General features: G+C 63.5%; 22 protein-coding genes and 1 riboswitch. Of the genes, 14 read left to right on the forward strand and 8 right to left on the reverse strand.

What is annotated here, in order from left to right:
- Window positions 1-101: 101 nt before the first annotated feature.
- The 8 genes from IB263_RS17220 to IB263_RS17255 all read left to right on the forward strand — a co-directional run bounded on the left by IB263_RS17220 (window position 102) and on the right by IB263_RS17255 (window position 9,319).
- Window positions 102-1,283, forward strand: a complete 1,182-nt coding sequence (locus tag IB263_RS17220) for an acetyl-CoA C-acetyltransferase (protein WP_034802919.1) — start codon at window positions 102-104, stop codon at window positions 1,281-1,283.
- A 13-nt stretch (window positions 1,284-1,296) separates the two neighbouring features.
- Complete coding sequence (locus IB263_RS17225) at window positions 1,297-1,656, forward strand: hypothetical protein (protein ID WP_192438756.1); 360 nt, start codon at window positions 1,297-1,299, stop codon at window positions 1,654-1,656.
- A gap of 17 nt (window positions 1,657-1,673) precedes the next feature.
- A complete protein-coding gene (locus IB263_RS17230; RefSeq protein WP_034802902.1) occupies window positions 1,674-2,399 on the forward strand; it encodes a beta-ketoacyl-ACP reductase in 726 nt (241 codons plus the stop codon).
- A gap of 668 nt (window positions 2,400-3,067) precedes the next feature.
- Complete coding sequence (locus IB263_RS17235) at window positions 3,068-6,130, forward strand: helicase-related protein (protein WP_192438819.1); 3,063 nt, start codon at window positions 3,068-3,070, stop codon at window positions 6,128-6,130.
- A gap of 8 nt (window positions 6,131-6,138) precedes the next feature.
- On the forward strand, window positions 6,139-6,552 hold the full coding sequence (locus tag IB263_RS17240) for an RNA-binding S4 domain-containing protein (protein WP_060521474.1): 414 nt from the start codon (window positions 6,139-6,141) through the stop codon (window positions 6,550-6,552).
- 270 nt (window positions 6,553-6,822) lie between these two features.
- On the forward strand, window positions 6,823-7,161 hold the full coding sequence (fdxA, locus tag IB263_RS17245) for a ferredoxin FdxA (protein WP_060521473.1): 339 nt from the start codon (window positions 6,823-6,825) through the stop codon (window positions 7,159-7,161).
- Between the two features lie 411 nt (window positions 7,162-7,572).
- A complete protein-coding gene (locus tag IB263_RS17250) occupies window positions 7,573-8,142 on the forward strand; it encodes a CarD family transcriptional regulator (protein ID WP_034802893.1) in 570 nt (189 codons plus the stop codon).
- Between the two features lie 310 nt (window positions 8,143-8,452).
- The gene (locus tag IB263_RS17255) at window positions 8,453-9,319 is read left to right on the forward strand and encodes an RNA polymerase factor sigma-32 (RefSeq protein ID WP_034802890.1); all 867 of its coding nucleotides are present in this window, start codon (window positions 8,453-8,455) and stop codon (window positions 9,317-9,319) included.
- Window positions 9,320-9,537: 218 nt separating this feature from the next.
- Here the strand turns inward: IB263_RS17255 and IB263_RS17260 are convergent, their stop codons facing one another.
- The 4 genes from IB263_RS17260 to thiB form a co-directional block, all read right to left on the reverse strand.
- Window positions 9,538-11,049 (reverse strand): M48 family metalloprotease, encoded by a 1,512-nt coding sequence (locus tag IB263_RS17260; protein ID WP_034802887.1) that lies wholly within the window; start codon window positions 11,047-11,049, stop codon window positions 9,538-9,540.
- A gap of 300 nt (window positions 11,050-11,349) precedes the next feature.
- Window positions 11,350-12,069, reverse strand: a complete 720-nt coding sequence (thiQ, locus tag IB263_RS17265; RefSeq protein WP_192438757.1) for a thiamine ABC transporter ATP-binding protein — start codon at window positions 12,067-12,069, stop codon at window positions 11,350-11,352.
- Window positions 12,066-13,691, reverse strand: coding sequence for a thiamine/thiamine pyrophosphate ABC transporter permease ThiP (gene thiP / locus IB263_RS17270; protein WP_256436063.1), 1,626 nt, complete (start codon window positions 13,689-13,691; stop codon window positions 12,066-12,068). The genes thiQ and thiP overlap by 4 nt, the downstream gene beginning before the upstream one ends.
- 7 nt (window positions 13,692-13,698) lie before the next feature.
- Complete coding sequence (gene thiB / locus IB263_RS17275; RefSeq protein WP_060611248.1) at window positions 13,699-14,727, reverse strand: thiamine ABC transporter substrate binding subunit; 1,029 nt, start codon at window positions 14,725-14,727, stop codon at window positions 13,699-13,701.
- A 51-nt stretch (window positions 14,728-14,778) separates the two neighbouring features.
- Window positions 14,779-14,897: riboswitch (TPP riboswitch) on the reverse strand.
- A 135-nt stretch (window positions 14,898-15,032) separates the two neighbouring features.
- Here thiB and IB263_RS17280 point away from each other — a divergent pair.
- From IB263_RS17280 to IB263_RS17300, 5 genes are all read left to right on the forward strand, one after another.
- Window positions 15,033-15,518 carry a GNAT family N-acetyltransferase gene (locus IB263_RS17280; RefSeq protein WP_034802878.1) on the forward strand — a complete coding sequence of 162 codons (486 nt, stop codon included), beginning with the start codon at window positions 15,033-15,035 and terminating at the stop codon, window positions 15,516-15,518.
- Window positions 15,519-15,602: 84 nt separating this feature from the next.
- The gene (locus tag IB263_RS17285) at window positions 15,603-16,253 is read left to right on the forward strand and encodes a thiamine diphosphokinase (RefSeq protein ID WP_113505324.1); all 651 of its coding nucleotides are present in this window, start codon (window positions 15,603-15,605) and stop codon (window positions 16,251-16,253) included.
- Between the two features lie 3 nt (window positions 16,254-16,256).
- On the forward strand, window positions 16,257-18,083 hold the full coding sequence (locus IB263_RS17290; protein WP_192438759.1) for an ABC-F family ATP-binding cassette domain-containing protein: 1,827 nt from the start codon (window positions 16,257-16,259) through the stop codon (window positions 18,081-18,083).
- Window positions 18,084-18,242: 159 nt separating this feature from the next.
- On the forward strand, window positions 18,243-18,746 hold the full coding sequence (locus IB263_RS17295) for a MarR family winged helix-turn-helix transcriptional regulator (RefSeq protein WP_192438760.1): 504 nt from the start codon (window positions 18,243-18,245) through the stop codon (window positions 18,744-18,746).
- Window positions 18,743-19,975: a multidrug effflux MFS transporter gene (locus tag IB263_RS17300; RefSeq protein WP_112976163.1), complete on the forward strand. Its 1,233-nt coding sequence runs from the start codon at window positions 18,743-18,745 to the stop codon at window positions 19,973-19,975. Before IB263_RS17295 ends, IB263_RS17300 begins: the two co-directional genes overlap by 4 nt.
- A gap of 99 nt (window positions 19,976-20,074) precedes the next feature.
- Here IB263_RS17300 and IB263_RS17305 read toward each other — a convergent pair whose 3' ends face one another.
- On the reverse strand, window positions 20,075-21,292 hold the full coding sequence (locus IB263_RS17305; protein WP_192438761.1) for an argininosuccinate synthase: 1,218 nt from the start codon (window positions 21,290-21,292) through the stop codon (window positions 20,075-20,077).
- 171 nt (window positions 21,293-21,463) lie between these two features.
- On the opposite strand from IB263_RS17305, the gene IB263_RS17310 reads away from it, so the two are divergent.
- Complete coding sequence (locus IB263_RS17310; protein ID WP_034802866.1) at window positions 21,464-22,105, forward strand: LysE family translocator; 642 nt, start codon at window positions 21,464-21,466, stop codon at window positions 22,103-22,105.
- A gap of 63 nt (window positions 22,106-22,168) precedes the next feature.
- On the opposite strand, the gene IB263_RS17315 is transcribed toward IB263_RS17310, so the two are convergent.
- The 3 genes from IB263_RS17315 to IB263_RS17325 form a co-directional block, all read right to left on the reverse strand.
- On the reverse strand, window positions 22,169-22,963 hold the full coding sequence (locus IB263_RS17315) for an ABC transporter ATP-binding protein (protein ID WP_034802864.1): 795 nt from the start codon (window positions 22,961-22,963) through the stop codon (window positions 22,169-22,171).
- Complete coding sequence (locus IB263_RS17320; protein ID WP_043622284.1) at window positions 22,960-23,838, reverse strand: ABC transporter permease; 879 nt, start codon at window positions 23,836-23,838, stop codon at window positions 22,960-22,962. Before IB263_RS17320 ends, IB263_RS17315 begins: the two co-directional genes overlap by 4 nt.
- Window positions 23,839-24,047: 209 nt before the next feature.
- Window positions 24,048-25,001, reverse strand: a complete 954-nt coding sequence (locus tag IB263_RS17325) for an ABC transporter substrate-binding protein (RefSeq protein WP_060529996.1) — start codon at window positions 24,999-25,001, stop codon at window positions 24,048-24,050.
- Window positions 25,002-25,107: the final 106 nt, after the last annotated feature.

A 25,107-nucleotide genomic window follows, 5' to 3' on the forward strand; every position in this document is an offset into this window, starting at 1 on the left:
TTTAGGTGACGCTTTTGTGGCACTGCATCAAGGCGTTTGACTTGCGTCGCGCGCTTTGCCAGTCTGCCTGCATTAGGCAAGAAGATCTGAGGAAACGTCCCATGAGCAATCCCTCCATCGTGATCGCCAGCGCCGGCCGCACCGCGGTCGGTTCCTTCAACGGTGCCTTTGGCAATACGCCGGCGCACGAACTTGGCGCTGCCGTCATCAAGGGCGTGCTCGAGCGGGCAGGCGTCGAGGCTGCCGAGGTCGACGAGGTGATCCTCGGCCAGGTGCTGCAGGCCGGCGAAGGCCAGAACCCGGCGCGCCAGGCGGCGATGAAGGCGGGCGTTCCTCAGGAAAAGACCGCCTGGGGCATGAACCAGCTCTGCGGCTCGGGCCTGCGCGCCGTCGCGCTCGGCATGCAGCAGATTGCAACCGGTGATGCTGAGATCATCGTCGCCGGCGGCATGGAGTCCATGTCGATGGCGCCGCATTGCTCGCATCTTCGCGGCGGCGTGAAGATGGGCGACTTCAAGATGATCGACACGATGATCAAGGACGGCCTGACCGACGCCTTCTACGGTTATCACATGGGCATCACCGCCGAGAACGTCGCTCGCCAGTGGCAACTCAGCCGCGAGGAGCAGGATGCGTTCGCACTCGCCTCGCAAAACAAGGCCGAAGCGGCCCAGAAGGCCGGGCGCTTTGCCGACGAGATCATTCCCTTCATCGTCAAGGGTCGCAAGGGCGACGTCACCGTCGACCAGGACGAATATATCCGCCATGGCGCAACGCTCGACCAGATGACGAAGCTGCGCCCCGCCTTCGACAAGGAAGGTACGGTCACCGCCGGCAACGCTTCCGGCCTCAATGACGGCGCCGCAGCCACCCTGCTGATGACCGAGGCACAGGCCTCCAAGCGCGGCATCCAGCCGCTCGCCCGTATCGTTTCCTGGGCAACCGCCGGCGTCGATCCGCAGGTCATGGGCACCGGCCCGATCCCGGCGTCGCGCAAGGCGTTGGCAAGGGCCGGCTGGGCGATCGGCGATGTCGAACTGGTGGAAGCCAACGAAGCCTTCGCTGCCCAGGCCTGCGCGGTCAACAAAGACCTCGGCTGGGATCCGTCGATCGTCAACGTCAATGGCGGCGCGATCGCCATCGGTCACCCGATCGGCGCTTCCGGCGCCCGCGTGCTCAACACGCTGCTTTTCGAAATGAAGCGCCGCGGCGTTTCCAAGGGGCTTGCAACCCTCTGCATCGGCGGCGGCATGGGCGTCGCCATGTGCGTCGAGCGGTTCTGATCGGTCTGGCGGCATGAACAGCGCCAGGTGGGTTCCATTTTCCCTGCTTCTGGCCGGTTCGCCGATCGTTTCTGCACATGCCAATCCCGCGCCTCTCGACGAGGCGCGGCTGGTAGAGTGCATGCTGGAACATACGACTTCCGACGAGGAGAGCGTTTTCAAGGACGTGATGGTCGCGGCCTTGAACGATGACGGCGGCGCATTGAAGGTGTCGCTGGAGCAGCTCTCCGCGGTGATGATGGGTCTCGCGCTGGAGAAGTGCGAGGTGGCTCTGTCCGCGCTGGCTACGCCGCAGTTTCAAGCGGCCGCCGGGCTCTACGGGCAACAGGTCGGCGAAAAGCTGATGCAGAAGGCATTCGAAAAACTGAACTGATCAAGTGGGAGGCGCATATGAGCAGGGTAGCATTGGTCACGGGTGGGTCGCGCGGCATTGGTGCGGCAATTTCCATCGCACTCAAGAATGCCGGCTACAAGGTGGCTGCCAACTATGCCGGCAATGACGAGAAGGCTCAGGCCTTCAAGCAGGAAACCGGCATCCCGGTCTACAAATGGGACGTTTCCAACTATCAGGCCTGTGCCGAGGGCATCGCCAAGGTCGAGGCCGATCTCGGTCCGGTCGATGTGCTCGTCAACAATGCCGGCATCACCCGCGATGCCATGTTTCACAAGATGACGCCGGAGCAATGGGGTGAGGTGATCGGCACCAACCTCACCGGTCTCTTCAACATGACGCATCCGCTCTGGTCGGCCATGCGTGACCGTGGCTTCGGTCGCGTCATCAACATCTCGTCGATCAACGGCCAGAAGGGCCAGATGGGGCAGGCCAACTATTCGGCGGCCAAGGCCGGCGATCTCGGCTTCACCAAGGCGCTCGCCCAGGAAGGGGCTGCCAAGGGCATTACCGTGAACGCGATCTGCCCCGGCTATATCGGCACGGAGATGGTGCGGGCGGTGCCGGAGAAGGTGCTCAACGAGCGCATCATCCCGCAGATCCCGGTCGGCCGCCTCGGCGAACCGGAAGAAATCGCCCGCTGCGTGGTGTTCCTCGCCTCCGACGATGCCGGCTTCATCACCGGCTCGACGATTTCGGCGAACGGCGGACAGTTTTTCGTCTGAGCATCAGACAAGCCGAACATTACCGGACGGCGCCTTTCGAGGCGCCGTTTCCATGCGGCGGCAGCGCTGAGAATCCCGCTCGAAATCCTGAAGTTGCGCTGGCAGTTCCGTTGCCGGAGTGGGGCGTAGACACTATATCTTGTGGAGAACAAAGGTGGAATGACGCGCGGTCTGCGAGTCGCTGCCGAATGTTCCCGCACTGGTCGCGACTCTAAACTGCGATTCTCATTCTCTCCCTTGGGTGAATCCCTGACGAATTTCGTGAAAAATTTTCCAGGCTTTCCAGAGTCTTGGATTCGGAATCCTTGGACCTGTCAGGCAATGGCAGAGCCGGGATTGTTGCGCGCCAAAGGGCCTGATGCGCGGAATCAGCTCCAGATTCAGCATGTGGTGCAGCGTTCGGCGTTGAAATCTATATGTAGTCGTGAACATACAGTGAATCACAATGAGTCGTCGATTCGTCGCCGATTCGTTCCACGGCTGTTCCAATTGTCGATTGCGCCGACCACAACAGGTGGTGCAATGGGCTAAGAGATGCCAAGCGATGGTTTTAGTTGTCGGCGCCCCTTGCGTTTGGCTCGGTGCGTGGGCATGTGTTTGCCGCCAGCGTGAAAAGACGCTGCCGTAATTTCTGAATGCCCGGGATCGATGACGTGTCCGTTCACCCCATGATCCTGAGCGGCCGCGGTGTCACCGCGGTGCTCGGGCCTACCAATACCGGCAAGACGCACTACGCGATCGAGCGCATGATTGCGCACGACAGCGGCGTCATCGGCCTGCCGCTGCGGCTTCTCGCGCGCGAGGTCTATACGCGCCTGGTCGAAAGGGTCGGCCACCACAATGTCGCGCTGATCACCGGCGAGGAAAAGATCACCCCGCATCGCGCGCGCTATTCGGTCTGCACCGTCGAGGCCATGCCGCGCGAGACGACGGCGTCCTTCGTCGCGATCGATGAAGTGCAGCTTGCCGGAGATCTCGAGCGCGGCCATATCTTCACGGACCGGATCCTGCACCTGCGCGGTCGCGGCGAGACGCTGCTGCTTGGTGCCGGAACGATGCGGCCGATCCTCGAGCAGTTGCTGCCCGGCATCACCGTCGTCGAGCGACCGCGCATGTCGCAACTGCTCTATGCCGGTTCGAAGAAGATAACCCGTCTGCCGCACCGCACGGCGATCGTCGCCTTCTCTGCCGACGAGGTCTATGCGATCGCCGAGCTGATCCGCCGCCAGCGTGGCGGTGCCGCCGTCGTGCTCGGCGCGCTGTCGCCGCGCACGCGCAATGCGCAGGTAGCGCTCTACCAGGAAGGTGACGTCGAATACCTGGTCGCGACCGACGCGATCGGCATGGGCCTCAATCTCGACGTCGACCATGTCGCCTTCGCGCAGGACCGCAAGTTCGACGGCTATCAGTTCCGCAATCTCAACCCGGCCGAACTCGCGCAGATCGCCGGCCGCGCCGGCCGGCACTTGCGTGACGGTACGTTCGGTGTGACCGGCCGCGTCGATCCCTTCGACAACGAGCTGGTCCACCGTATCGAGGCGCATGAGTTCGATCCGGTGAAGGTGCTACAGTGGCGCTCGAAGGCGTTCGACTACGCTTCGATTGCCGCTCTGAAGAAGAGTCTTGAGGCCGCGCCGACGGTTCCCGGCCTTGCCCGGGCGCTACCTGCGGTAGACCAGCAGGCGTTCGAGCATTTGGCCCGCTACCCTGAGGTCGTCGACATCACGACCAATGCCGAGCGGGTGGAAAAACTGTGGGAAGCCTGCGCGCTGCCGGACTATCGGCGCATTACACCGGCTCAACATGCCGACTTGATCTCGACGATCTACGCGGATCTTGTCCGCCGCGGTACCGTAAACGAAGATTTCATAGCCGAGCAGGTCAGGCGGGCCGATCATACGGACGGTGAGATCGACACACTTTCGGCGCGAATCGCGCAGATCAGGACATGGACTTATGTGTCGAACCGGCCAGGATGGCTGGCCGATCCGACACACTGGCAAGAAAAGACGCGGGAAATTGAAGATCGATTATCCGACGCACTACATGAACGGTTGACGAAACGCTTTGTTGATCGCAGGACATCTGTGCTCATGAAGCGCCTGAGAGAGAATGCTATGCTGGAAGCTGAAATCAGTGTGAATGGTGATGTCTTCGTTGAAGGTCATCACGTAGGACAACTAACCGGTTTCCGGTTTACGCTGGCGACCGGCGGCGATGGCCCGGATGCCAAGGCTGTGCAGGGTGCTGCCCAGAAGGCGCTGGCGCTCGAGTTTGAGGCACGCGCCGCGCGGCTGCATGCTTCCGGTAACAACGACCTGGCGCTTTCGTCGGATGGTCTTGTGCGCTGGCTCGGCGATCCCGTCGCCCGTCTGACGGCAAGCGACCACGTCATGCGCCCGCGCGTCATCCTGCTGGCCGATGATCAGCTGCAGGCGAACGCCCGCGAGCACGTTCTGGCGCGCATCGAGCGTTTCGTGAACCATCACATCGGAACGGTCTTGAAGCCGCTCGACGATATTTCACGCGCTGAAGATCTCGAAGGTCTCGCCAAGGGCCTCGCCTTCCAGCTCGTCGAAAACCTCGGCGTGCTGTTCCGCCGCGATGTCGCAGACGACGTCAAGTCGCTCGACCAGGACGGTCGCGCTTCGATCCGCAAGTACGGCGTTCGCTTCGGCGCCTACCACATCTTCCTGCCGGCGCTCCTGAAGCCGGCTCCGGCCGAACTCATCACGCTCCTCTGGGCGCTGAAGAACGACGGCCTCGACAAGCCCGGCTATGGCGACCTCATCCCGATGCTCGCCGCCGGCCGTACGTCTGTCGTTACCGATCCGTCTTTCGAGCGGACCTTCTACAAGCTCGCCGGTTTCCGCTTCCTCGGAAAGCGTGCGGTGCGCATCGATATCCTCGAGCGCCTCGCTGACCTCATCCGACCGCTCCTTCAGTGGAAGCCGGGCACGCAGCCGCGTCCGGAAGGCGCCTATGACGGCCGCCGCTTTACAGCGACCACCTCCATGCTCTCGATCCTCGGTGCAACGCCCGACGACATGGAAGAGATCCTGAAGGGCCTCGGCTACCGCGCAGACAGCGTCAAGGCCGAGGAGGCCCAGGCCTTCCTCATGGGCCAGGATGGTGGTGCTGCGGCTGCTGCCGCCGCTTCCGAACCGGTCGCTGCGGTTGATGACGCCGATGCCGGCGACAGTGCGGCAGAAGCCGAGACTGCAGTCGTCGAGGCACCTGCTGCCGAGGCCGAAAAGGCCGAAGCTGACGTTGCCGTCGCTGCCGACGGGGCCCAGCCTGCTGAGGCTCAGGTGACCGAGACCCAAGTGACGGAGACCGGCGAGCCGGTCGAAGCCAAACCCGTTCTGCTCTGGCGTCCCGGCACCCGTCAGGACAACCAGCGCCAGGGCGGTGGCCGCCACGAGGGCGACCAGCGTCGCGGCGGTCAGCGCCACGGGCGTGGCCAGGGCCAGGGCCAGGGCCAGGGCCAGGGCGAAGGACGTGAAGGCGGGCGCAAGGGTGGTCAGCAGGCGCGTGGCAAGCGCCATGACGGTGGCAAGCCGGAAGGCGGCCCGCGTCAGGATCGCGGCGAGCGTCATGATCGTCACGACCGCGGCGGCAAGCCGGGTCAGGGCAAATTCGAGGCGCGTCCGCCGCGTCGCGAAAAGCCGTTGGATCCGGATTCGCCCTTCGCCAAGCTTGCTGCTCTCAAGGAGCAGATGAAGAAGTAAGGTAGACCATGGAAAAACAGCCTGCGTCCAACCCGGCATCGCGCCAGCGTCTCGACAAGTGGCTGTTTTTCACGCGGCTGATCAAATCCCGATCGCTTGCGCAAAAGGCGATCGAGGATGGCCGTGTCGCCGTCAACGACGAGCGCGTGACGCAGTCGTCGTTTCAATTGAAGACGGGCGATATGCTCGAACTTGCGCTCGACCGGCGCAGTCTGATCGTCCGGGTCCTGGGCCCGGGTGAGCGGCGCGGTCCCTATGAGGAAGCGCGTCTGCTTTACGACGATCTGACGCCAGAGCAGCCGAAGGAGAAATTGTCGGCCTACGAGCTTGCCACGCGCGAGCGCGGAGCGGGCCGGCCGACGAAGAAGGAGCGGCGGGAAACCGATCGGCTAAAGCCCGATTTCGATCCGCGCGAGGACTGATGGGCGCCGCGAACCCTGCCCGCCGCTGGCTGTAAAACACGACGCGCTTTTGCGCGACAGCCTTTAGAAAACTCTGCCTTTGCCGTGGCGTTTCGCGCATTGAATATTCTTGCAAAGGGTCCATAAAGCCTTTACCTGACAGACCCACGTTGGGTGCATCGGGTTTGCTTCGGCAGCTATGCGCGCCGGACATTCCTAGCATGCGCGGACGACGAGCATCACCATTGATTGCCGTCTGCCATCAAACGTGAGCATTGGCTGGAGTACCTCATGACGTATGTCGTGACCGACAATTGCATTCGCTGCAAGTATACGGACTGTGTCGAAGTCTGCCCCGTGGACTGCTTCTACGAGGGTGAGAATTTCCTCGTCATTCATCCCGACGAGTGCATCGATTGTGGCGTTTGCGAGCCGGAATGTCCTGCCGAGGCGATCAAGCCGGATACCGAGCCGGGTCTTGATATGTGGCTGAAACTGAACGCGGATTTCGCTTCGAAGTGGCCGAACATCACCGTCAAGCGCGATCCGATGCCGGAAGCGAAGGAGATGGACGGCGTCGAAGCCAAGTACGAGAAGTTCTTCTCGACCGAGCCGGGGCAGGGCGACTGAGACGAAGCGGTCGCCGCCGTTCGTCGAGGCTGACGAAGCAAAGCTGCCCCCGGGGCGCAAAGCTGGGGAAAACACGAGCCGCGCTCGCAGTTGCGAGAATGGTGGCTTGATGGCTGCCATGCAGCAAATTATTGATTTCGGCACTTTTTTGTGATAGGTTCCTTCTACTGATCCACAGAGGGTGTTTTTGCGCGCCCGAAAACCATCACGAAAGCAAACGATCTCCAAAACGCGGTTTCTCCCTAGTACGCAACATGGCGTTGCTCTGTTGTGACCGCATTTTATGAGGCTGTTTGCATTCCTTGGACGGACCAGGATGTACCCACCCGGCGGTATCCCCGTCTATCCCGGGCCTCACTGACCCGGCCCCGGCCAGAATGGCCGGCGCGAAACAGGGAGTTTTTGAAACGAATGACGACCCAGCAGAAAAAATCTTCGACACGCCAGGGCTTCAAGACCGGTGAATCGATCGTCTATCCGGCCCACGGCGTTGGCCAGATCGTGGCGATCGAAGAGCAGGAAGTCGCCGGCATGAAGCTTGAGCTTTTTGTCATCGATTTCGAGAAGGACAAGATGCGCCTGAAAGTGCCAGTGGCCAAGGCCGTCAGCATCGGCATGCGCAAGCTCTCCGAAACCGATTTCGTCGACCGCGCGTTGAAGGTTGTGCAGGGCAAGGCTCGCGTGAAGCGCACCATGTGGTCGCGCCGCGCCCAGGAATACGATGCCAAGATCAATTCCGGCGACCTGATTTCCATCGCGGAAGTCGTGCGCGATCTCTACCGCGCCGAAAACCAGCCGGAACAGTCCTATTCCGAACGCCAGCTCTACGAAGCTGCCCTCGACCGCATGGCGCGCGAAATCGCTGCCGTCAACAAGATGTCGGAAACCGAAGCTGTTCGCCTCGTCGAGGCCAACCTCAGCAAGGGTCCGAAGCGCGGCAAGGCGATCGACGAAGACGACGCTCAGGACGAAGCTGCATAAGCTGTCCGACTGTTCTGAGACTACCAAAAAGCCCGGCCATCGCGCCGGGCTTTTTCTTTGATCGCATGGAACTTTTGCCGTCCGGGCGCATTTATAAAGGCCGGCAGAAGCGCGCCGCTTTCGCGCCGGGCGATCTTGCTTCTGTGATCCCGTCACCGTTCAGGTTCGTGACTTCGAAGTTAGGGCGCCGCGTCGTTTCTTCAAGTTTCGACATCGCGGCGCGAGACGCCCCCTGCTGCCGGACACTGTATCCGTCCGGCCTTTTGGACTTCACACGCAATGGCGCCCGGCGCCAGTCACGGAGTGATCGATGAAGACTCTCACTGCAGACCGGCGGATGATCAAGATCGCAATGGAGGCGCCCTATCTCGAGCGCGACGAGGAGCACAAGCTGGCGCAAGCCTGGCGAAACGACAACGATCAGGAAGCCCGCAACAAGATCGCCATGTCGCATATGCGTCTGGTGATCTCGATGGCCGCGAAGTTTCGCAATTTCGGCCTGCCCATGGGCGATCTCGTCCAGGAGGGCCATATCGGTCTCCTGGAGGCGGCGGCCCGTTTCGAGCCGAGCCGCGAGGTCCGCTTCTCCACCTATGCCACCTGGTGGATCCGGGCGTCGATGCAGGACTATGTCCTGCGCAACTGGTCGATCGTCCGCGGCGGTACCAGTTCGGCGCAGAAGGCCCTGTTCTTCAACCTTCGGCGTCTTCGCGCCCGGCTTGCCCAGGGCGACAGACAGCTTACATCGCAGGCTATGCATGAGGAGATCGCCGCCGCCCTCGGCGTCAGCATCGCCGACGTGCAGACGATGGATGCACGTCTCTCTGGCAGCGACACCTCGCTGCAGGCGCCGGTCGGCGGCAGTGATTCCGATGGCGGTGAACGGCTGGATTTCCTCGCCAGCGACGCGCCGCTGCCGGACGAGCAGGTGAGCGAGATGATCGACGGCGAACGGGCTCGTGTGTGGCTGCGCGACGCGCTGTGCGCGCTGACGGAGCGCGAAATGCGCATCATCCGCGCCCGGCGGCTGACGGAAGAAGGAGCGACGCTCGAAGAGCTCGGCATCGATCTCGGCATATCCAAGGAACGTGTGCGGCAGATCGAAACTCGGGCGCTGGAGAAGCTCCGGGCGGCCCTAGCGACGCGAGCGCCGGCGCTGACCGCAGGCATTCATTGACCGCCTGACGCCGACCGTCTGCCGCCATGCCCGTGCTATTCGCCGGAACCCCGCATTGCGCCGGGAAGCGGCACTGTCCGCTGTCAACTTGGCGATGACGATTGGCGCAGGGTGCTTTCGTTCGTGACCGTTCAGGCGCCTCGCGACGTGCTTGCCTAGCAGATGGCAGGCAATTCACGCTCGCAACCGAACGCGCTTCAGCTGCGCCTGTCTCAATCCTATTCGGAAACGATCTTCACCCTGTCGCCCGGCTTCACCGTCGAGCTGACCTGCATCGCATTGATCACCCGGAAGAGGTCGAGCTTACGATCGGTTCCCATCATGCGGGCCGACAACGTGGTGATCGTGTCGCCGGGCCGGACCGTCACCACCCGGATCCGCAGCGGCTTCAGCGACTGCGTCTCAGCGGCCGTCATGCGGCGGAACGTGCTGCGCAACTGGTTTGCGGTCGGCTCGAGTGCGCTCGACCCCTTGGGCACGGCGGTCAGGAAGCGGTAGATCCGCGTGTCGATGCGGATGACCGTCACGTCGAAATCCCAGCGGTCGGCGGAGGCGCGCGCGGTTGCGGCTTCCAGGCCGTTGACGCTGATCTGCCGGATCGTGTCGGGCTTCAGGCCGGTGACCCAGCCGCTGGCGATATAGTCCGTCAGGCTTCGGCCGCCCGTGTCGGCGACGCCATCGAAGCGCACGGCGATGTCGCCGGCGCCGGTCGCCAGAACCGCTTCGGCCTTGTTGTCGATCTGGAACCCGGCGGGTACGTCGAAGCGGATGCCGAGCTGGCCGTGCAGGAAGGTCTGGCCGCGCACGTAGCCCTCCTGCGGGCTGTCGCCATAGAGCAGGCCGTCGATGCCGGCGAGATAATAGTCGCGACCGCGGTCGCCGCTGGTGCCTTCCGGGCCGAAGGCGCGGGCGTGCCGACGCGCGAGATCGACACGCTGCGGCGCGTTCGGGTGGCTCGACAGGAAGTCGAGGCTCTGGTCGGATTCCGGATCGACCGCCGTGAAGCGGCTATAGGCGGCCATCGAATCGAGGAAGCGCGCCGCTGCATAGGGGTCGTAGCCGGCTTCGCCGAGCATGCGCACGCCGATCACGTCGGCCTGAAGTTCCTGGTTGCGCGAGAAGGCCGCGAGCCGGAGCTTGCCGCGCGCGAGCGCCTGCTTGCCGGCGATATCGGAGGAGAGGACTTCGGAGACCACCCGACTGGCGATCACTTCGGCTTCCTCGCGCTGCTGACGCTCAATGCCGTGGTTGGCGGTGACGTGCGCCATCTCGTGCGACAGCACGGCCGCGACCTCGGAGGCATCGTTGGCAAGCGCCAGCAGGCCGCGGGTGACATAGAGATAACCACCGGGCAGCGCGAAGGCGTTGATCGCCGGCGAGTTCAGGATGGTGATGCGATAGGACTGCTGCGGATTCTCGGAGACCGCCGTCAGCGCGCCGGTGATGCGCGCGACCAGGCGCTCGGTCTTGGCGTCCTTGTACTCGCCGCCGTAGCTTGCGACGATGCGCGGATGTTCGCGCGCGCCCAGCTGCGCCCGCGGATCGTTCTTCTGAACTTCCTCGACGATCTGCGGATTGGAGGAGGGCGAAACGGTCGGCTGGTAGGTCTGCTCGATCACGGATTGGCATGCGGAAAGGAGCGTGGTCGCAAGCAATGCAACCACGGCGCGTCCACGCAGCCGTCCGCCCTTCGGCGGGAACCGGTCGTGTGTGACTGTATGCCTCTCCATGCCTCAGCCCGTTCCCATCCATCGCTCCGCCCGCATCCTGCGGGCAAGTGGTACGACAGCGTTGAAAGTCCTACTTTTTCAGCCCGGCAGCGTTGCTCTGCCGCGACCTCTCAGTCCTGGTCTTGCTGTATCTGATTTCAGCGCCACCTGCCTAGTTTGTCTCGGTAGAAATAGTTGCCCCGTGGTATCACGGCAACGGATGCGGGAATATTCGTGCCTTGCCGGATATTTCGCGCGTCGCATGGCGCCGCGGTCAAATTGTGGCAATCGGCCAAGGGCGTGGAGAATCCGATCCGTCCTTCAAGTATTGCCGAGAAAGCGGTCGATCGCCGCATTGTCCCGCCGCGCCAGGAAGCGGTCGAGGCTGTCGTTTGCGATGATACGCCCCTGGTCGAGAAAAAGCACGCCGTCGGCCAGGGCCTTCACGTCTTCGGGATGGTGTGTGATCACCAGGATCGTGTTGCCTTCCTCCTCGTGCAGTTCCCGCAGGAGCGTGCGCATGCCGGCGCGCATGCCGGGATCAAGCGCTGCGAAGGGCTCGTCGAGCAGCAGCAGGGGGCGCTTTCGCACAAGCGCCCGGGCGAGGGCGACGCGCTGGCGCTCGCCGCCTGAAAGCGTCGGCGGCAGCCTTTTCCCGAAGCCTTCGAGCCCGACGCGGCGGAGCGCGTCTTCAATCTTCTCGCGGTCGGTTGCGCTCAGCCGAAGCGCCGGGTCGATGCCGAGGCCGATGTTGGTCGCGACGTCGAGATGGGCGAAGAGGTTGTTGTCCTGGAAGATCATCGAGACCGGCCGTTCCGACGGCGCCCGATCGGCAACGTTCTCGCCGAGAATGCGCACCTCGCCGCGATCGGGATCCTCGAACCCGGCAATGAGGTGAAGCAGCGTCGATTTGCCGGAACCCGAGGCACCGGCGACGGTGACGATGCCCCCCTTGGCGATGGTGCAATCGAAGGTGAGCTTGGCCGTTTCGAAACGGACCTCGACATCGCGCAACTCTATCGCGGGAACGGGATCAATCATGCTTTGCGTCCTTCCGGCCGGCTGTCATTGGCCGTGCCGAGGATGGTGAAGATCAGGCAGAGAAGCCCGAGGAAAAGGGCGAGACCGGCGGCGTCGGCGGTGCGGTAGCTCCCCATACGGCTATAGAGCAGCCACGGCAGCGTCACCATGTCTTGGCTGCCGAAGAGAGCGACGGCGCCGAGGTCGCCGAGCGACAGCGCCATGGCGAAGGAAAGGGCCATCAATAGCGGCTTGCGCAGCGCCGGAAAGTCGATCCATCGCAGACGATCAAAACCACGAATGCCAAGGCTTGCCGTCAGCCGTTCGGACCGTGCCGCATGGGTCGCCATTGCCGGCGCGAGGATGCGGTGGACGAAGGGCAGCGCCATCAGCGCGTTGATCGCAACGACGATGGCAGGTGCAAAGCGCGCGACGTCACCGAAGGGACGCAAAAGCAGGAACCATCCGGCGCCGAGCACCACCGGCGGCACCAAGAGGATCAGCGAGGTGCTGGCACCGATGGCACCGGCAAAGCCGTGGGAGAGCGACGTCGCGTGACGCGGCGCGGTGGCGGTTGCCGCCGCCCGGATCATCACGGCTGCCATGGTGACGGAGGCGAGTGCCGAGGCGAGCGCGATTGCCGCACTCGTCAGCAGCGCCCGGTGCACCGCCGGATCGCGGGCGAGCTTCAGCAGATCGGCTTCGAGTCCGGAGATGAGAACCGCGACCAGCGGCGCGCCGAGAAACAGAAAGGCAAGCGTGATCCAGGTGCCATCACTCAGGCGCGCGATCCTTGACGCGCCATCGAAACGGCGCACAGTGCGGCCACCGGTCATGCCCTCTTCCGGCTCGGTCGCCAGATGACGAAGCAGGAGCAGCAGCAGGCCGGTCATGGCGATCTGCAGGGCTGACAGCGCGATCGCGCGCGGCGGATCGAAATCGAAACGCAGCGCCTGGTAGATCGCCACTTCGATTGTGCTGGCCGCAGGCCCGCCGCCGAGCGTCAGCACGAGGGTGAAGCTGGTGGCGCAGAGCATGAAGACGAGGCCGGCGGCACCCGGCAGGAGGCCGCGCAGCACGGGCCATTCGATGAAGCGAAAGAGTGCGCGTGACGGCATGCCGAGATTGGCGGCGCTGCGCCAGTATTCGGCGGGGATGCGCTCGAGCCCGGCCAGGAACAGGCGCGCTGCAAGCGGCATGTTGAAGAAGACGTGGGCAAGCAGGATGCCGAACAGGCCGTAAATGCTGACGGGCTGCGCGAGGCCGAGCCAGCGCAGGCCGGAATTGAGGAAACCCTGCCGCCCCCAGATCTCGATCAGCCCGAGTGCGCCAACCAGAACCGGCAGTCCGAGTGGCAGCGCCATCAAGCGCAGCAGCCAGATGCGGCCGGGGAACTGCGGTCGTCGCGCTAGCGCCCGGGCGACGGGGATGGCAAAGAGCACGGACAGCAACGTCGAGAGGGTCGCCTGCAGCAGCGTGAAGCGGGTGACGCGCCAGATGTAGGCGTCGAACAGCGCATCGTCGCTCGCGCCGCCCGTCTGGCTCAGCAAGGCGACGATCGCAAGACCGACGAAAAGTACGAAGACGCCGAGGCAGGCTGCCCCGGCGACCACTGTCATACGATTTTCGCGCAGTGCGAACAATCCGGCCTCAGTTCTTGCTCATGGCGGCAAGCCATTCGTCGATCCAGGCCTTGCGGTTCTTGGCGACTTCCTCCGAGGGCAGGAGGAAGGTGTTTTCCGGCTTGACCAGCTTGTTGAAGGCGTCCGGCAGCGGCTCCTTGGTCGCTGCGACCGGCATCATCCAGTTCGTCGTCGGGATGATCGACTGGAAGTCCGGACCGGTCATGAAGGCGAGGAACTGCTTTGCCAGTTCCGGCTGCTTGGCGTTCTTGGTCATGCCGGCGACTTCGATCTGGATGTAGTGCCCTTCGGAGAAGGCAGCGGCCTGGTAGCGCTCGGTGTTTTCCGCGACCATGTGGTAGGCCGGCGACGTGGTGTAGGACAGCACCATCGGCGCCTCGCCCTTGGTGAAGAGGCCATAGGCTTCCGACCAGCCGGGGGTGACGGTCAGAACGCGGTCCTTCAGCTTCGTCCAGGCGGCACCCGCCTCATCGCCATAGACGGCCTTGACCCAGAGCAGGAGGCCGAGGCCCGGCGTCGACGTACGCGGATCCTCGATGACGATCTTCTGCGACGGATCGCCTTCTACCAGCTCCTTCAGGCTCTTCGGCGGCGTCTTCAGCGTCTCGGTGTCGTAGACGACGGCGAAGTGGCCGTAGTCATAGGGCAGGAACGTGTCATCGGAGAAGTTGCCGGGAACGGTGACGCCGGTTGCCTCGACGCCGTGCGGCGCGAAGAAGCCCGTTGCCTTGGCTTCCGCAACGAGGTTGGTGTCGAGACCAAGCACGATGTCGGCCTTGGAGGCCTCGCCTTCGAGCTTCAGACGGGTGAGCAACTCGACGCCGTCGGCCACGCCGACATAGTTGACCTTGCATTCGCAGGTCTTCTCGAAGGCTTCTGCGACCTTGGCGCCCGGGCCCCATTCGGTGATGAAGCTCTCATAGGTGTACACCGTCAGCGTCTTGTCGGCGGCGGTCGCGGCGCCGGAGAAAACAAGGCTCGCGGCCGTCGCAAGGGCTAGCCGGCTAAAGAATTTAAGTTGCGATGAATTGGACATGGCGAGGACCTCTCTCCCAAAGTTCGTTGTTGCATGGGAAAAGGGCGTATCGATCCGATCGCGTCTAATCCCTCCGCCGGTATGAGCCGGATCAGGTTCCGCGGGTTGGCGTTTTGACGCCTCTCAGCCTCCGGCCGCAATGCGGTCGGGAGGCACCCCGTTAGAGCGGCAAGAGATTTACCGCTGCCTCGGTCCCATGGCAAGCGATGTTTACGGCGAAGCAAGGGGACGCCTGGCCGGCACAATGGCTCGTGTTTGCGTATGCCGCCAACTGCGCTACACAACGGCAGCGAGGAGGAAATGTCATGCCCGATATGCTTGTTCGACTTTATGCCCTGCCGGCTGAACCTCAGTCGAAGCTTGGCCTTGGCATCAGCATTCGCCGCGCCATGGCGCCGGAGCGCCGCCTGGTTGTTTCCTGGATCGAAAGGACTTTCGGTGCCGGATGGGCGGGCGAGGCGGAAGCCGCCTTTTCCTCCACCCCTACGCGCATGCACGTCGCTGTCCATGACGGAAAGATCGTCGGCTTTTCCTGCCACGACGTAACGGCACTCGGCTTCTTCGGTCCGACCGGCGTCGACGAAAGCATGCGCGGGCAGGGGATCGGTGAGGCGCTGCTGCTTGCAAGCCTCACGGCGATGCGCGAGGCCGGCTATGGCTACGCGATTATCGGCGGCGTCGGGCCGGCGAAGTTCTACGAGCGAGTGGCCGGCGCCGTCGAAATTCCGGATTCGACCCCCGGCATTTATGCCGGCATGCTTTTCCCCGATCCGGTGCCCGAGGGGCATTGATGGTCTGACCAAAATATCGAGAACCGCTCGTTCGACGGTTTTCTTCGTTTTCCTTCGGCGGTCCTTTGCGCTATGGGCTTTGCCATGGCTCGATCGACCTTCACCATTCTGCTTGGCGGCGCCCTTTCGCTGACCGACCGGCTGGCTCACCAGCTGACCGCAAGTCGCTTCATTGCGGCTGACGGCGGCATGCGCCATGCCCGATTGCTCGGCATCGTGCCGGATGTCTGGGTCGGTGATTTCGACTCGACCGAGGAAGCCCTTCTTGCGGACTACGCCTCCGTCCCGCGCGAGCCCTATCCGGCGGCAAAGGCCGCGACGGACGGGGAGATCGCGGTCGAGGCGGCGTTGTCGCGTGGAGCCGATCGCCTGATTTTCGCCGGCGCCCTCGGCGGTACCCGCAGCGATCACGCCTTCATGCACCTGCTGCATGCCGTCGCCCTTGCCGAGCGTGGCCTTTCCGTGTTGATGACCTCGGGCGAGGAAGAGGCCTATCCGCTGCTGGCCGGCTCGCTCGACCTCGACCTACCCAAGGGCTGCCTCTTCTCGGTGCTCGGGTTGACCGAGCTTACCGGTCTTTCGATCGTCAATGCGCGCTATCCGCTCGACGATTTCACCTTGCCGTTCGGCTCGTCCCGAACCGTTTCCAACGTTGCGGAGGGTCCCCTTCGCTTCACTCTCCAGAGCGGTCGCGCCATTGTGCTCGCCCGCCCCTATGATCTTTCCGGAGCCTGAGCCTTGGCGCCTCCCATTCTGAAACTCGACGACATCTTCCTCACCTTCGGCGGCGCGCCGCTGCTAGCCGGCGCCAATTTTCAAGTCGAACCGGGTGACCGCATCTGTCTGGTCGGCCGCAACGGCTCGGGCAAGTCGACGCTGATGAAGATTGCCGCGGGTCTGGCCGAGGCGCAGTCGGGCGAAATCTTCCGCCATCCCTCCGCGACCATCCGCTATCTGCACCAGGCGCCGGATTTCGACGGCTACGACACGGTGCAGGCCTATGCCGAGGCAGGACTCGGCCCGAGTGACGATCCCTATCGCGTCGCCTATCTGCTGCAGCACCTGGGGTTGACCGGCGAGGAAGACCCGAAGCGCCTTTCGGGCGGCGAAGCGCGTCGCGCGGCGCTTGCCCGTGTCATGGCGCCGGAGCCGGATATCCTGCTGCTCGACGAGCCGACCAACCATCTCGACCTGCCGACGATCGAATGGCTGGAAGACGAACTGATCCGCAGCCGTTCGGCGCTCGTTCTGATCTCGCACGACCGGCGCTTCCTGGAAAAGGTCTCGACCGCGACCGTCTGGCTCGACCGTGGCCAGTCGCGGCGGCTCGACCGCGGCTTTGCCCATTTCGAGGCCTGGCGCGACGAGGTGCTGGAGGCCGAGGAGCTGGAGCAGCACAAGCTCGGCAAAGCGATCGAGCGCGAGGAACATTGGCTGCGCTACGGCGTGACCGCACGACGTAAGCGCAACATGCGCCGCCTCGGTGAGCTGCAGACCATGCGGGCGACCTATCGCGGCCACAAGGGGCCGCAGGGAACGGTACAGGCGACGGCCGCCGACGCCAAGGAATCGGGCAAGCTGGTGATCGAGGCGGAGAAGGTCACCAAGGCCTATGGCGAGCGTACCATCGTCGCGCCGTTCTCGATCCGCGTGCACCGCGGCGACCGCATCGGTCTGGTCGGCCCGAACGGCGCCGGCAAGACGACGCTTCTGAAGATCCTGACCGGGCAGATCGAACCGGATACGGGTACGGTCAAGCTCGGCACCAATCTCGAAATCGCGACGCTTGACCAGAAGCGCGAAGACCTCAATCTCGACGAAACGCTGGCGCACTACCTGACCGACGGGCGCGGCGACAACCTGCTGGTCAATGGCGAGCAGCGCCACGTCACCGGCTACATGAAGGACTTCCTGTTCCAGCCGGAGCAGGCGCGCACCCCGATCCGCGAGCTTTCGGGCGGCGAGCGCGCAAGGCTGATGCTGGCGCGCATCCTCGCGCGCGCAACCAACCTTCTGATCCTCGACGAGCCGACCAACGACCTCGACATCGAGACGCTCGACCTCCTGCAGGAGATCGTCGCCGGTTTTGCCGGAACTGTCATCCTCGTCAGCCACGATCGCGACTTCCTCGACCGCACCGTCACCTCGACGATCGCGCCGGCCAATCCGGAGGCGCCGGATGGACGCTGGATCGAGTATGCCGGCGGTTATTCCGACATGATGGCGCAGCGCAAGGGCGCGATCGAGGAGAAGCGCAAGGCCGAGAAGGCGGAAAAGGCCAAGGCCGATGCAGCGGCCCCTGTCGCCGAAGCGCCGAAGGCTGCCAAGGGTAAGCTTTCCTACAAGCAGAAATTCGCGCTCGAAAACCTGCCGAAAGAGATTGCCAAGGCGGAAGCCGAGGCTGCCAAGCGCGAAGAAAAGATGGCGGACCCCAATCTTTTCACAAAAGATCCAAATGCTTTTGCGAAGCTGGCGCAGGAGCTGGAAAAGCTGCGTGCCGACCTCGCTCGCATGGAAGAGGAATGGCTGGAGCTCGAAATGCTGCGCGAGGAGCTTGAGGGCTGAGACACAACAAAGACGGTCCCGCGCGGGATTGCGAAGGTAATACGTTGAATCCTTGCGAGTTTTACCGTTAAACTGGCAAGGGAAAGATGGCCTTCCGCGTTGAACGTTTTCACAGGGTATGATAAGTAAAACTTATTATATCACCTGTGAACGATCATGATGCCCTTCAAGCTAGAATCCGAAACCATTGGAATGCTTCTGACCGATGTCTCGCGCCTCTTGCGCGGGGCCTTCGACCGCAAGGTCAATGCCATGGATCTGGGCATCACGCCTGGCGAGGCGCGCACGCTGATCCAGGTGGCGCTCACCGAGGGCATCAAACAGGCCGAAATCGCCACACGCATGGGCATTGAGCCGATGACGCTGTCGGCCTATCTCGACAGGCTGGAGGCGAACGGGCTCGTCGCCCGCGTTCCCGATCCGGCGGATCGCCGCGCCAAGAATGTCGTCATCACCGAAAAGGCCGGTCCGTTGTTCAACGAGCTGATGACCGGTCTTCGCGAAATGATGGATGCCTATACGGAAGGGCTGGACTCGGAAGCGCGCGCGCTTCTCTGTTCCAATCTGCGCATCCTGCGTGACAATTTGCGTCAACTCGATCCGTGCCTTGCCGGTAAGGAGACAGCGGAGAAGGCCGAATTCCGGATCGGAGCCGCGCAATGACGCGTCGCATGAGCGAGCGGCGCACAAGCATCATCGGTGCCTTCCTGGTGGCGCTCGGCCCCGTTTCCATGGCGCTCTATACGCCGGCGATGCCTGAACTGGTGCGCGCCTTCTCCTCCAGCGAAGCGGCGATCAAGATGACGCTGTCGCTCTATTTCGCCGGCTTCGCCTTTGCCCAGCTGGTGTCCGGCACGCTCTCCGATGTCATCGGTCGCCGCCGCGCGACGCTGATCTTCATGGCGATCTACCTCGTCGGCAGCCTGATGGCGGCCTTTGCGCCTTCCGTCGCGGTGCTTTTGGCCGGCCGCCTGGTGCAGGGCATCGGCGCCTCCGTCGGGATGACCGTGGCGCGTGCGATCGTGCGCGACCAGTTCACCGGGACTGAAGCCGCACGCATCATGAACATGATCGGCATGATGCTGGCCCTCGGACCCGCCGTGTCACCGACGCTTGGCGGCCTGGCGCTCGGTCTCTTCGGGTGGCAGTCGATCTTCTTCCTGATGGTCGGCTTTGCCGCCATGGCCTGTCTCACCGTGCAGTTTTTCATGGCCGAGACCGCGACCCCGGATCCGGCCAAGGGCCACCTGAAGCCCATCCTTGCGGCCTATCGGCGGTTGGTGAGCGACAGCCGCTTCGTTTCCTCGACACTTGTGATCGGCGGAGCGGTCGGCGCACTTTATGCCTGGGCGACCATGCTGCCCTTCGTACTGATCAATGCGGTGGGGCTGACACCGACCGAGTTCGGCGTCGGCATGCTGATGCAGTCGGGCCTTTTCTTTTCGGGAACCGTGGTGGTGCGGCTGCTGATGCGGCGTTTCACGCCGCAGGCGCTGGTGCCGGCCGGCCTCGTCTTCATCGGTGCGGCCAGCCTAGCGCTTGCCTACACCATGCACATGCTGCCGCCGAGCTTCCTCTCGGTCATGCTGCCGATCGGGATTTATGCCTTCGGCATCGCCTTCGTCATGCCCTATATGATGACGGCGGCGATGGCGCCGTTTCCGGACATCGCTGGCACGGCGTCGGCAGTGATGGGTTTCGTCCAGATGGGCTCGGGGCTGCTTGGTGGCGCGATCGCCGCGGCGGTCGGCGCTCCGGTGCTGGCGCTCGGCACGATCATTCCATGCTTCGGCCTCGTCTGCATCCTGAGCTATGTCTGGTATCGCCGCAACGTTCGCTCGCAGCCGCTCGCCGTGCCGGTCAAGGACCCGCTTTCGGAAGCGGCGGAGTAGAAATCTGGTGCGGCATCGGCATCGATACCGCTTCGCCCTGCATATGAAAAAGCCTCCGCGAACGGGTCGCGGAGGCTTCTTTTTTCAAAACGCGTCGTCTTAGCGGTTGCGCGCGGCTAGCGTGCGCAGGCGCAGCGCGTTGAGCTTGATGAAGCCGGCGGCATCCTTCTGGTCGTAGGCGCCCTGGTCGTCCTCGAAGGTGACGAGCTTGTCGGAGTAGAGCGACTTGTCGCTCTCGCGGCCGATGACCATGACGTTGCCCTTGTAGAGCTTCAACGTCACTTCGCCTTCGACATGATCCTGGCTCTTGTCGATCGCGGCCTGCAGCATCTCGCGCTCCGGTGAGAACCAGAAGCCGTAATAGATCAGCTCGGCGTAGCGCGGCATCAGTTCGTCCTTGAGGTGGGCGGCGCCGCGGTCGAGCGTGATGCTCTCGATCGCGCGGTGCGCGGAGAGCAGGATGGTGCCGCCGGGGGTCTCGTAGACGCCGCGCGACTTCATGCCGACGAAGCGGTTCTCGACGAGGTCGAGACGGCCGATGCCGTTGTCGCGGCCGTACTCGTTGAGTTTGGCAAGCAGGGTTGCCGGCGACAGGCGTACGCCGTTGATCGAGACGGCGTCACCGTGCTCGAAGCCGATCTTGATGACGGTGGCCTGGTCGGGAGCGGCTTCCGGCGAGATCGTGCGCATGTGCACGTACTCAGGGGCTTCCAGTGCCGGGTCTTCGAGAACCTTGCCCTCGGAGGAGGAGTGCAGCAGGTTGGCATCGACGGAGAACGGCGCTTCGCCCTTCTTGTCCTTGGCAACCGGGATCTGGTGCTTCTCGGCGAATTCGAGCAGGTCGGTGCGGCTCTTGAACGACCAGTCGCGCCACGGCGCGATGATCTTGATGTCCGGGTTCAGCGCATAGGCGGAAAGCTCGAAGCGAACCTGGTCGTTGCCCTTGCCGGTCGCGCCATGGGCGATCGCGTCGGCGCCGGTCTTCTTGGCGATATCGATCAGGTGCTTGGAGATCAGCGGGCGGGCGATCGAGGTGCCGAGCAGGTAGACGCCTTCATAGACGGCGTTGGCGCGGAACATCGGGAAGACGAAATCCTTGACGAATTCCTCGCGGACGTCCTCGATGTAGATCTCCTTGATGCCGAGCATTTCGGCCTTCTTGCGGGCCGGCTCGAGCTCTTCGCCCTGGCCGAGGTCGGCGGTGAAGGTGACGACTTCCGCGCCGAGTTCGGTCTGCAGCCACTTCAGGATGATCGAGGTGTCGAGACCGCCCGAATAGGCGAGAACGACCTTTTTCACGTCTTTATGCGATGCCATGGTTTCCGTCCGTCTGGTCTTGGGGAGGGCGGCGATGCCGCGTGCAAATCTGCGGCACTTTAGCCAGAACCTGCGGCGATACAAGCGCTAGAACGCTTGACGATGCGAATCCGCTGGCAAAAGCGCAGGCGCAGGATTACTGGAGGCGACCCCCGTGCCGAGGAAACGACGATGGACTTCATTCCCAGCCTGCCGACCCTCCTGACCTTTGCCGCTGCGACGCTGCTTCTGGCGGCCACACCCGGCCCGGACATGACGCTTTCGATCAGCCGGGCGCTCGCCCAGGGCAAGAAGGCCGCGCTCTTCGTCGTGCTCGGCACCAGCTTCGGCATCGTCGTGCATACGCTGCTCGTCGCGTTCGGCATCTCGGCGCTGATCACCGCCTCGCCAACCGCATTCACCATCCTCAAGACCGGCGGTGCCGCCTACCTGCTCTGGCTTGCGGTGCAGGCGATGCGCTTCGGCTCCAGCATTTCGGTGCAGAAGGTCGAGCCGACGGAAGGCAAGGCGCTTGCCAACATCTCGGCCGGCTTCTGGGTGAACCTGTTGAACCCCAAGGTCATCATCTTCTTCATGACCTTCCTGCCGCAGTTCGTCAGCGCCGATGATCCGTCGGTCACCGGCAAGCTTCTGTTCCTCGGCCTGTTCTTCATCACCATCGGCATGCCGGTGAACATGCTGGTCGTCTTCACCGCCGACTGGCTTGCCTCCTGGCTGCAGCGCAACAAGGGCGTGATGCGGGCACTTGATTTCAGCTTCGCCGGCGTCTTCTCGGTGTTTGCGGTGAAGATTTTCATGACGACGGCTCGGTAAACAAAAACAAAAAGCCCGGACATCTTGGATGCCCGGGCCTTGTTATGAATTAGTCTTCTGTACTCAGCCGATCAGCAGCGCATCGTCGTCGAGCGTCTGGCCGCGGATGCGGCGGAACATGGCGATCAGGTCCTCGACTTGCAGTTCCTTGCGGCTGTCGCCGGCGACGTCGAGAACGATCTCGCCGCCGTGGAGCATGATGGTGCGGTGGCCGTAGTCGAGTGCCTGGCGCATCGAATGGGTGACCATCATCGTCGTCAGCTTTCGCTCCGAGACGATCTTCTGCGTCAGGTTCATCACGAACTCGGCCATGCCAGGGTCGAGGGCTGCCGTATGCTCGTCGAGCAGCAGCACTTCGGAGCCTGCGAGCGTCGCCATGACCAGCGAGACCGCCTGGCGCTGGCCGCCGGACAGAAGGTCCATGCGGTCGCCCATGCGGTTTTCAAGGCCGAGGTTGAGCTCGGCGATGCGTTCGCGGAAATGTTCGCGGCGCTTGGGGCCGAGCGCGGCTGTGAGGCCGCGGGCCTCGCCACGTTTGGCAGCAAGCGCCAGGTTTTCCTCGATCGAGAGTGCGCCGCAGCTGCCGGTCAGCGGATCCTGGAAGACGCGAGCGACGAGGCCCGCGCGCGCAGCGGTACCCTTGCGGCTGACGTCTGTCTTGCCGATCGTCACCTGGCCGGCACTCGGCAGCACATCGCCGGCGAGCACGCCGAGAAGCGTCGACTTGCCGGCGCCGTTGGAGCCGATGACGGTGACGAAGGAGCCCTGCTCGATCGTCAGGCTGACGCCGTTCAGCGCCTGCTTCTGCAGCGGCGTGCCCTTGCCGAAGATGACCTCGATGTTGTTGACGCTGATCATGCCGCACCTCCACGACGCAGACGGGGAAGGACGAGGGCGAAGGTGACGAGTGCCGCGGTCACGAAGTTGAGGTCGGAGGCCTGCAGGCCGAGCATGTCGGTCGACAGCGCCAGCTGGATCGCTATGCGGTAGAGGATCGAGCCGAGCACGCAGCCGATCAGCGCAATCAGGATGCCGCGGGCACCGAGCAGCGTCTCGCCGATGATGACCGCCGCAAGCCCGACGACGATGGTGCCGACACCCGAGGTGACGTCAGCAAAGCCGTTGGTCTGGGCGAACAGCGCGCCACCGAAGGCGACGAGCGCGTTGGAGATCGCCATGCCGAGATAGATCTGGCGGTTGGTGTCGACGCCCTGTGCGCGGGCCATGCGGGCATTGGCGCCAGTGGCGCGCATCGCAAGGCCGGCATCGCTTTCAAGGAAGCGCCAGACGATGATGACGGCGACGACGACGAGCACGCCGATAAACAGCGGCCGGACGTAGAAATCGCGCAAGCCGAGGCCGTAGAAGGGTGACAGCATCGTGTCGGCGTTGATCAGCGCGACGTTCGGCTTGCCCATGACGCGCAGGTTGACCGAGAACAGCGCGATCATCGTCAGGATCGAGGCGAGCAGGTTGAGGATCTTGAAGCGCACGTTGAGCATCGCCGTGACGATGCCGGCTGCGGCACCCGCGACCATCGCCACGCAGGCGGCAAGCCACGGATTGACGCCGGCGATGATCAGCACTGCGGTGACGGCGGCGCCCAGCGGAAACGATCCGTCGACCGTGAGGTCGGGAAAATCGAGAACCCGGAATGCGAGAAAGACGCCGAGGGCAACGAAGGCATAGACCAGCCCCAGCTCCACGGCTCCCCAGAAAGCAATTAGACTCAACCCCAGACCCTCTTTTCTACCTGTCGCGCCTGATTGTGTTTATGAGCGCGACGCTCCCGCTTGGCACATGGGGCGCACGGCCGGGCGCATGTGCGGCTTAGAAACTTGGAGCGGCCTCCGGTGTTCCGGGCCCCTCATAGCGAACCGCCCCCGTATGGAACGGAGGCGGGCAAAACGCAACAAACTTGAACCTGAAAAGGCCGAAAGCCTTATTCAACGACGCGGGTTGCGCGCTTTACGACACTTTCCGGAAGGGTGACGCCCATTTTCTCGGCGGCCTTCTTGTTGATCACCAGGTCGGAACCGGCGGCAACCTTGACGCCGATATCACCCGGGTTTTCGCCCTTGAGGATGCGAACGACGATTTCGCCAGTCTGCTTGCCGACGTCGTAGTAGTTGAAGCCGAGGGCTGCGAGCGAGCCGCGGGCAACCGAGTCCGTGTCGGCGGTGAAGAGCGGCAGCTTGGCTTCTTCGGCGACGGCGACGGCACCTTCAAGCGCGGAGATGATCGTGTTGTCGGTGGGCACGTAAATCGCATCGGCGCGGCCGACGAGGGCACGGGCAGCACCCTGGACTTCAGCCGACTTGGTCGCGGCGGACTCGACGACGGTCAGGCCGGCCTTTTCGGCCTCGGTCTTCAGCACCGCGAGCAGCGAAACGGAGTTGGCTTCGCCGGAATTGTAGAGGTAGCCGATCGACTTGGCGTTCGGCAGGATTTCCTTGATCAGGGCGACGTGTTCGGCAACCGGCGACATGTCGGAGAGGCCAGTGACGTTACCGCCGGGCTTGTCCATGTCCTTGACCAGCTGGGCGCCGACCGGGTCGGAAACGGCGGTGAAGACGACCGGGATATCGCGGGTCGAGGAGACGACCGCCTGGGCCGACGGCGTCGAGATCGGAACGATCACGTTCGGCGCTTCGCCTGCGAACTGGCGGGCGATCTGCGCGGCGGTCGCCGGGTTGCCCTGGGCCGACTCGTAGATGAACTTGAGGTTCTCGCCTTCCTTGTAGCCGGCTGCGGCCAGCGCGTCCTTCACGCCGTCGCGTGCCGCGTCGAGTGCCGGATGCTCGACGATCGCGGTTACGGCGACGGTCACCTCATCGGCACGGGCGGGCAGGGTGAATGCCACCGTGGCGGCAAGGGCGATGAGAAGTGAGCGCATGGGTTGTCCTCCAATTGATGTCCCGCTTTCTTAGGAAACCGATGACATGAAATCAATCGATAGGAACTGCATCACCCATCAAAGTTCTTCATCGATGGGTGATGGG

It is taken from the genome of Ensifer sp. ENS03 (assembly GCF_014852035.1).
In the GTDB taxonomy this organism is placed as follows: Bacteria; Pseudomonadota; Alphaproteobacteria; order Rhizobiales; family Rhizobiaceae; genus Ensifer; species Ensifer adhaerens.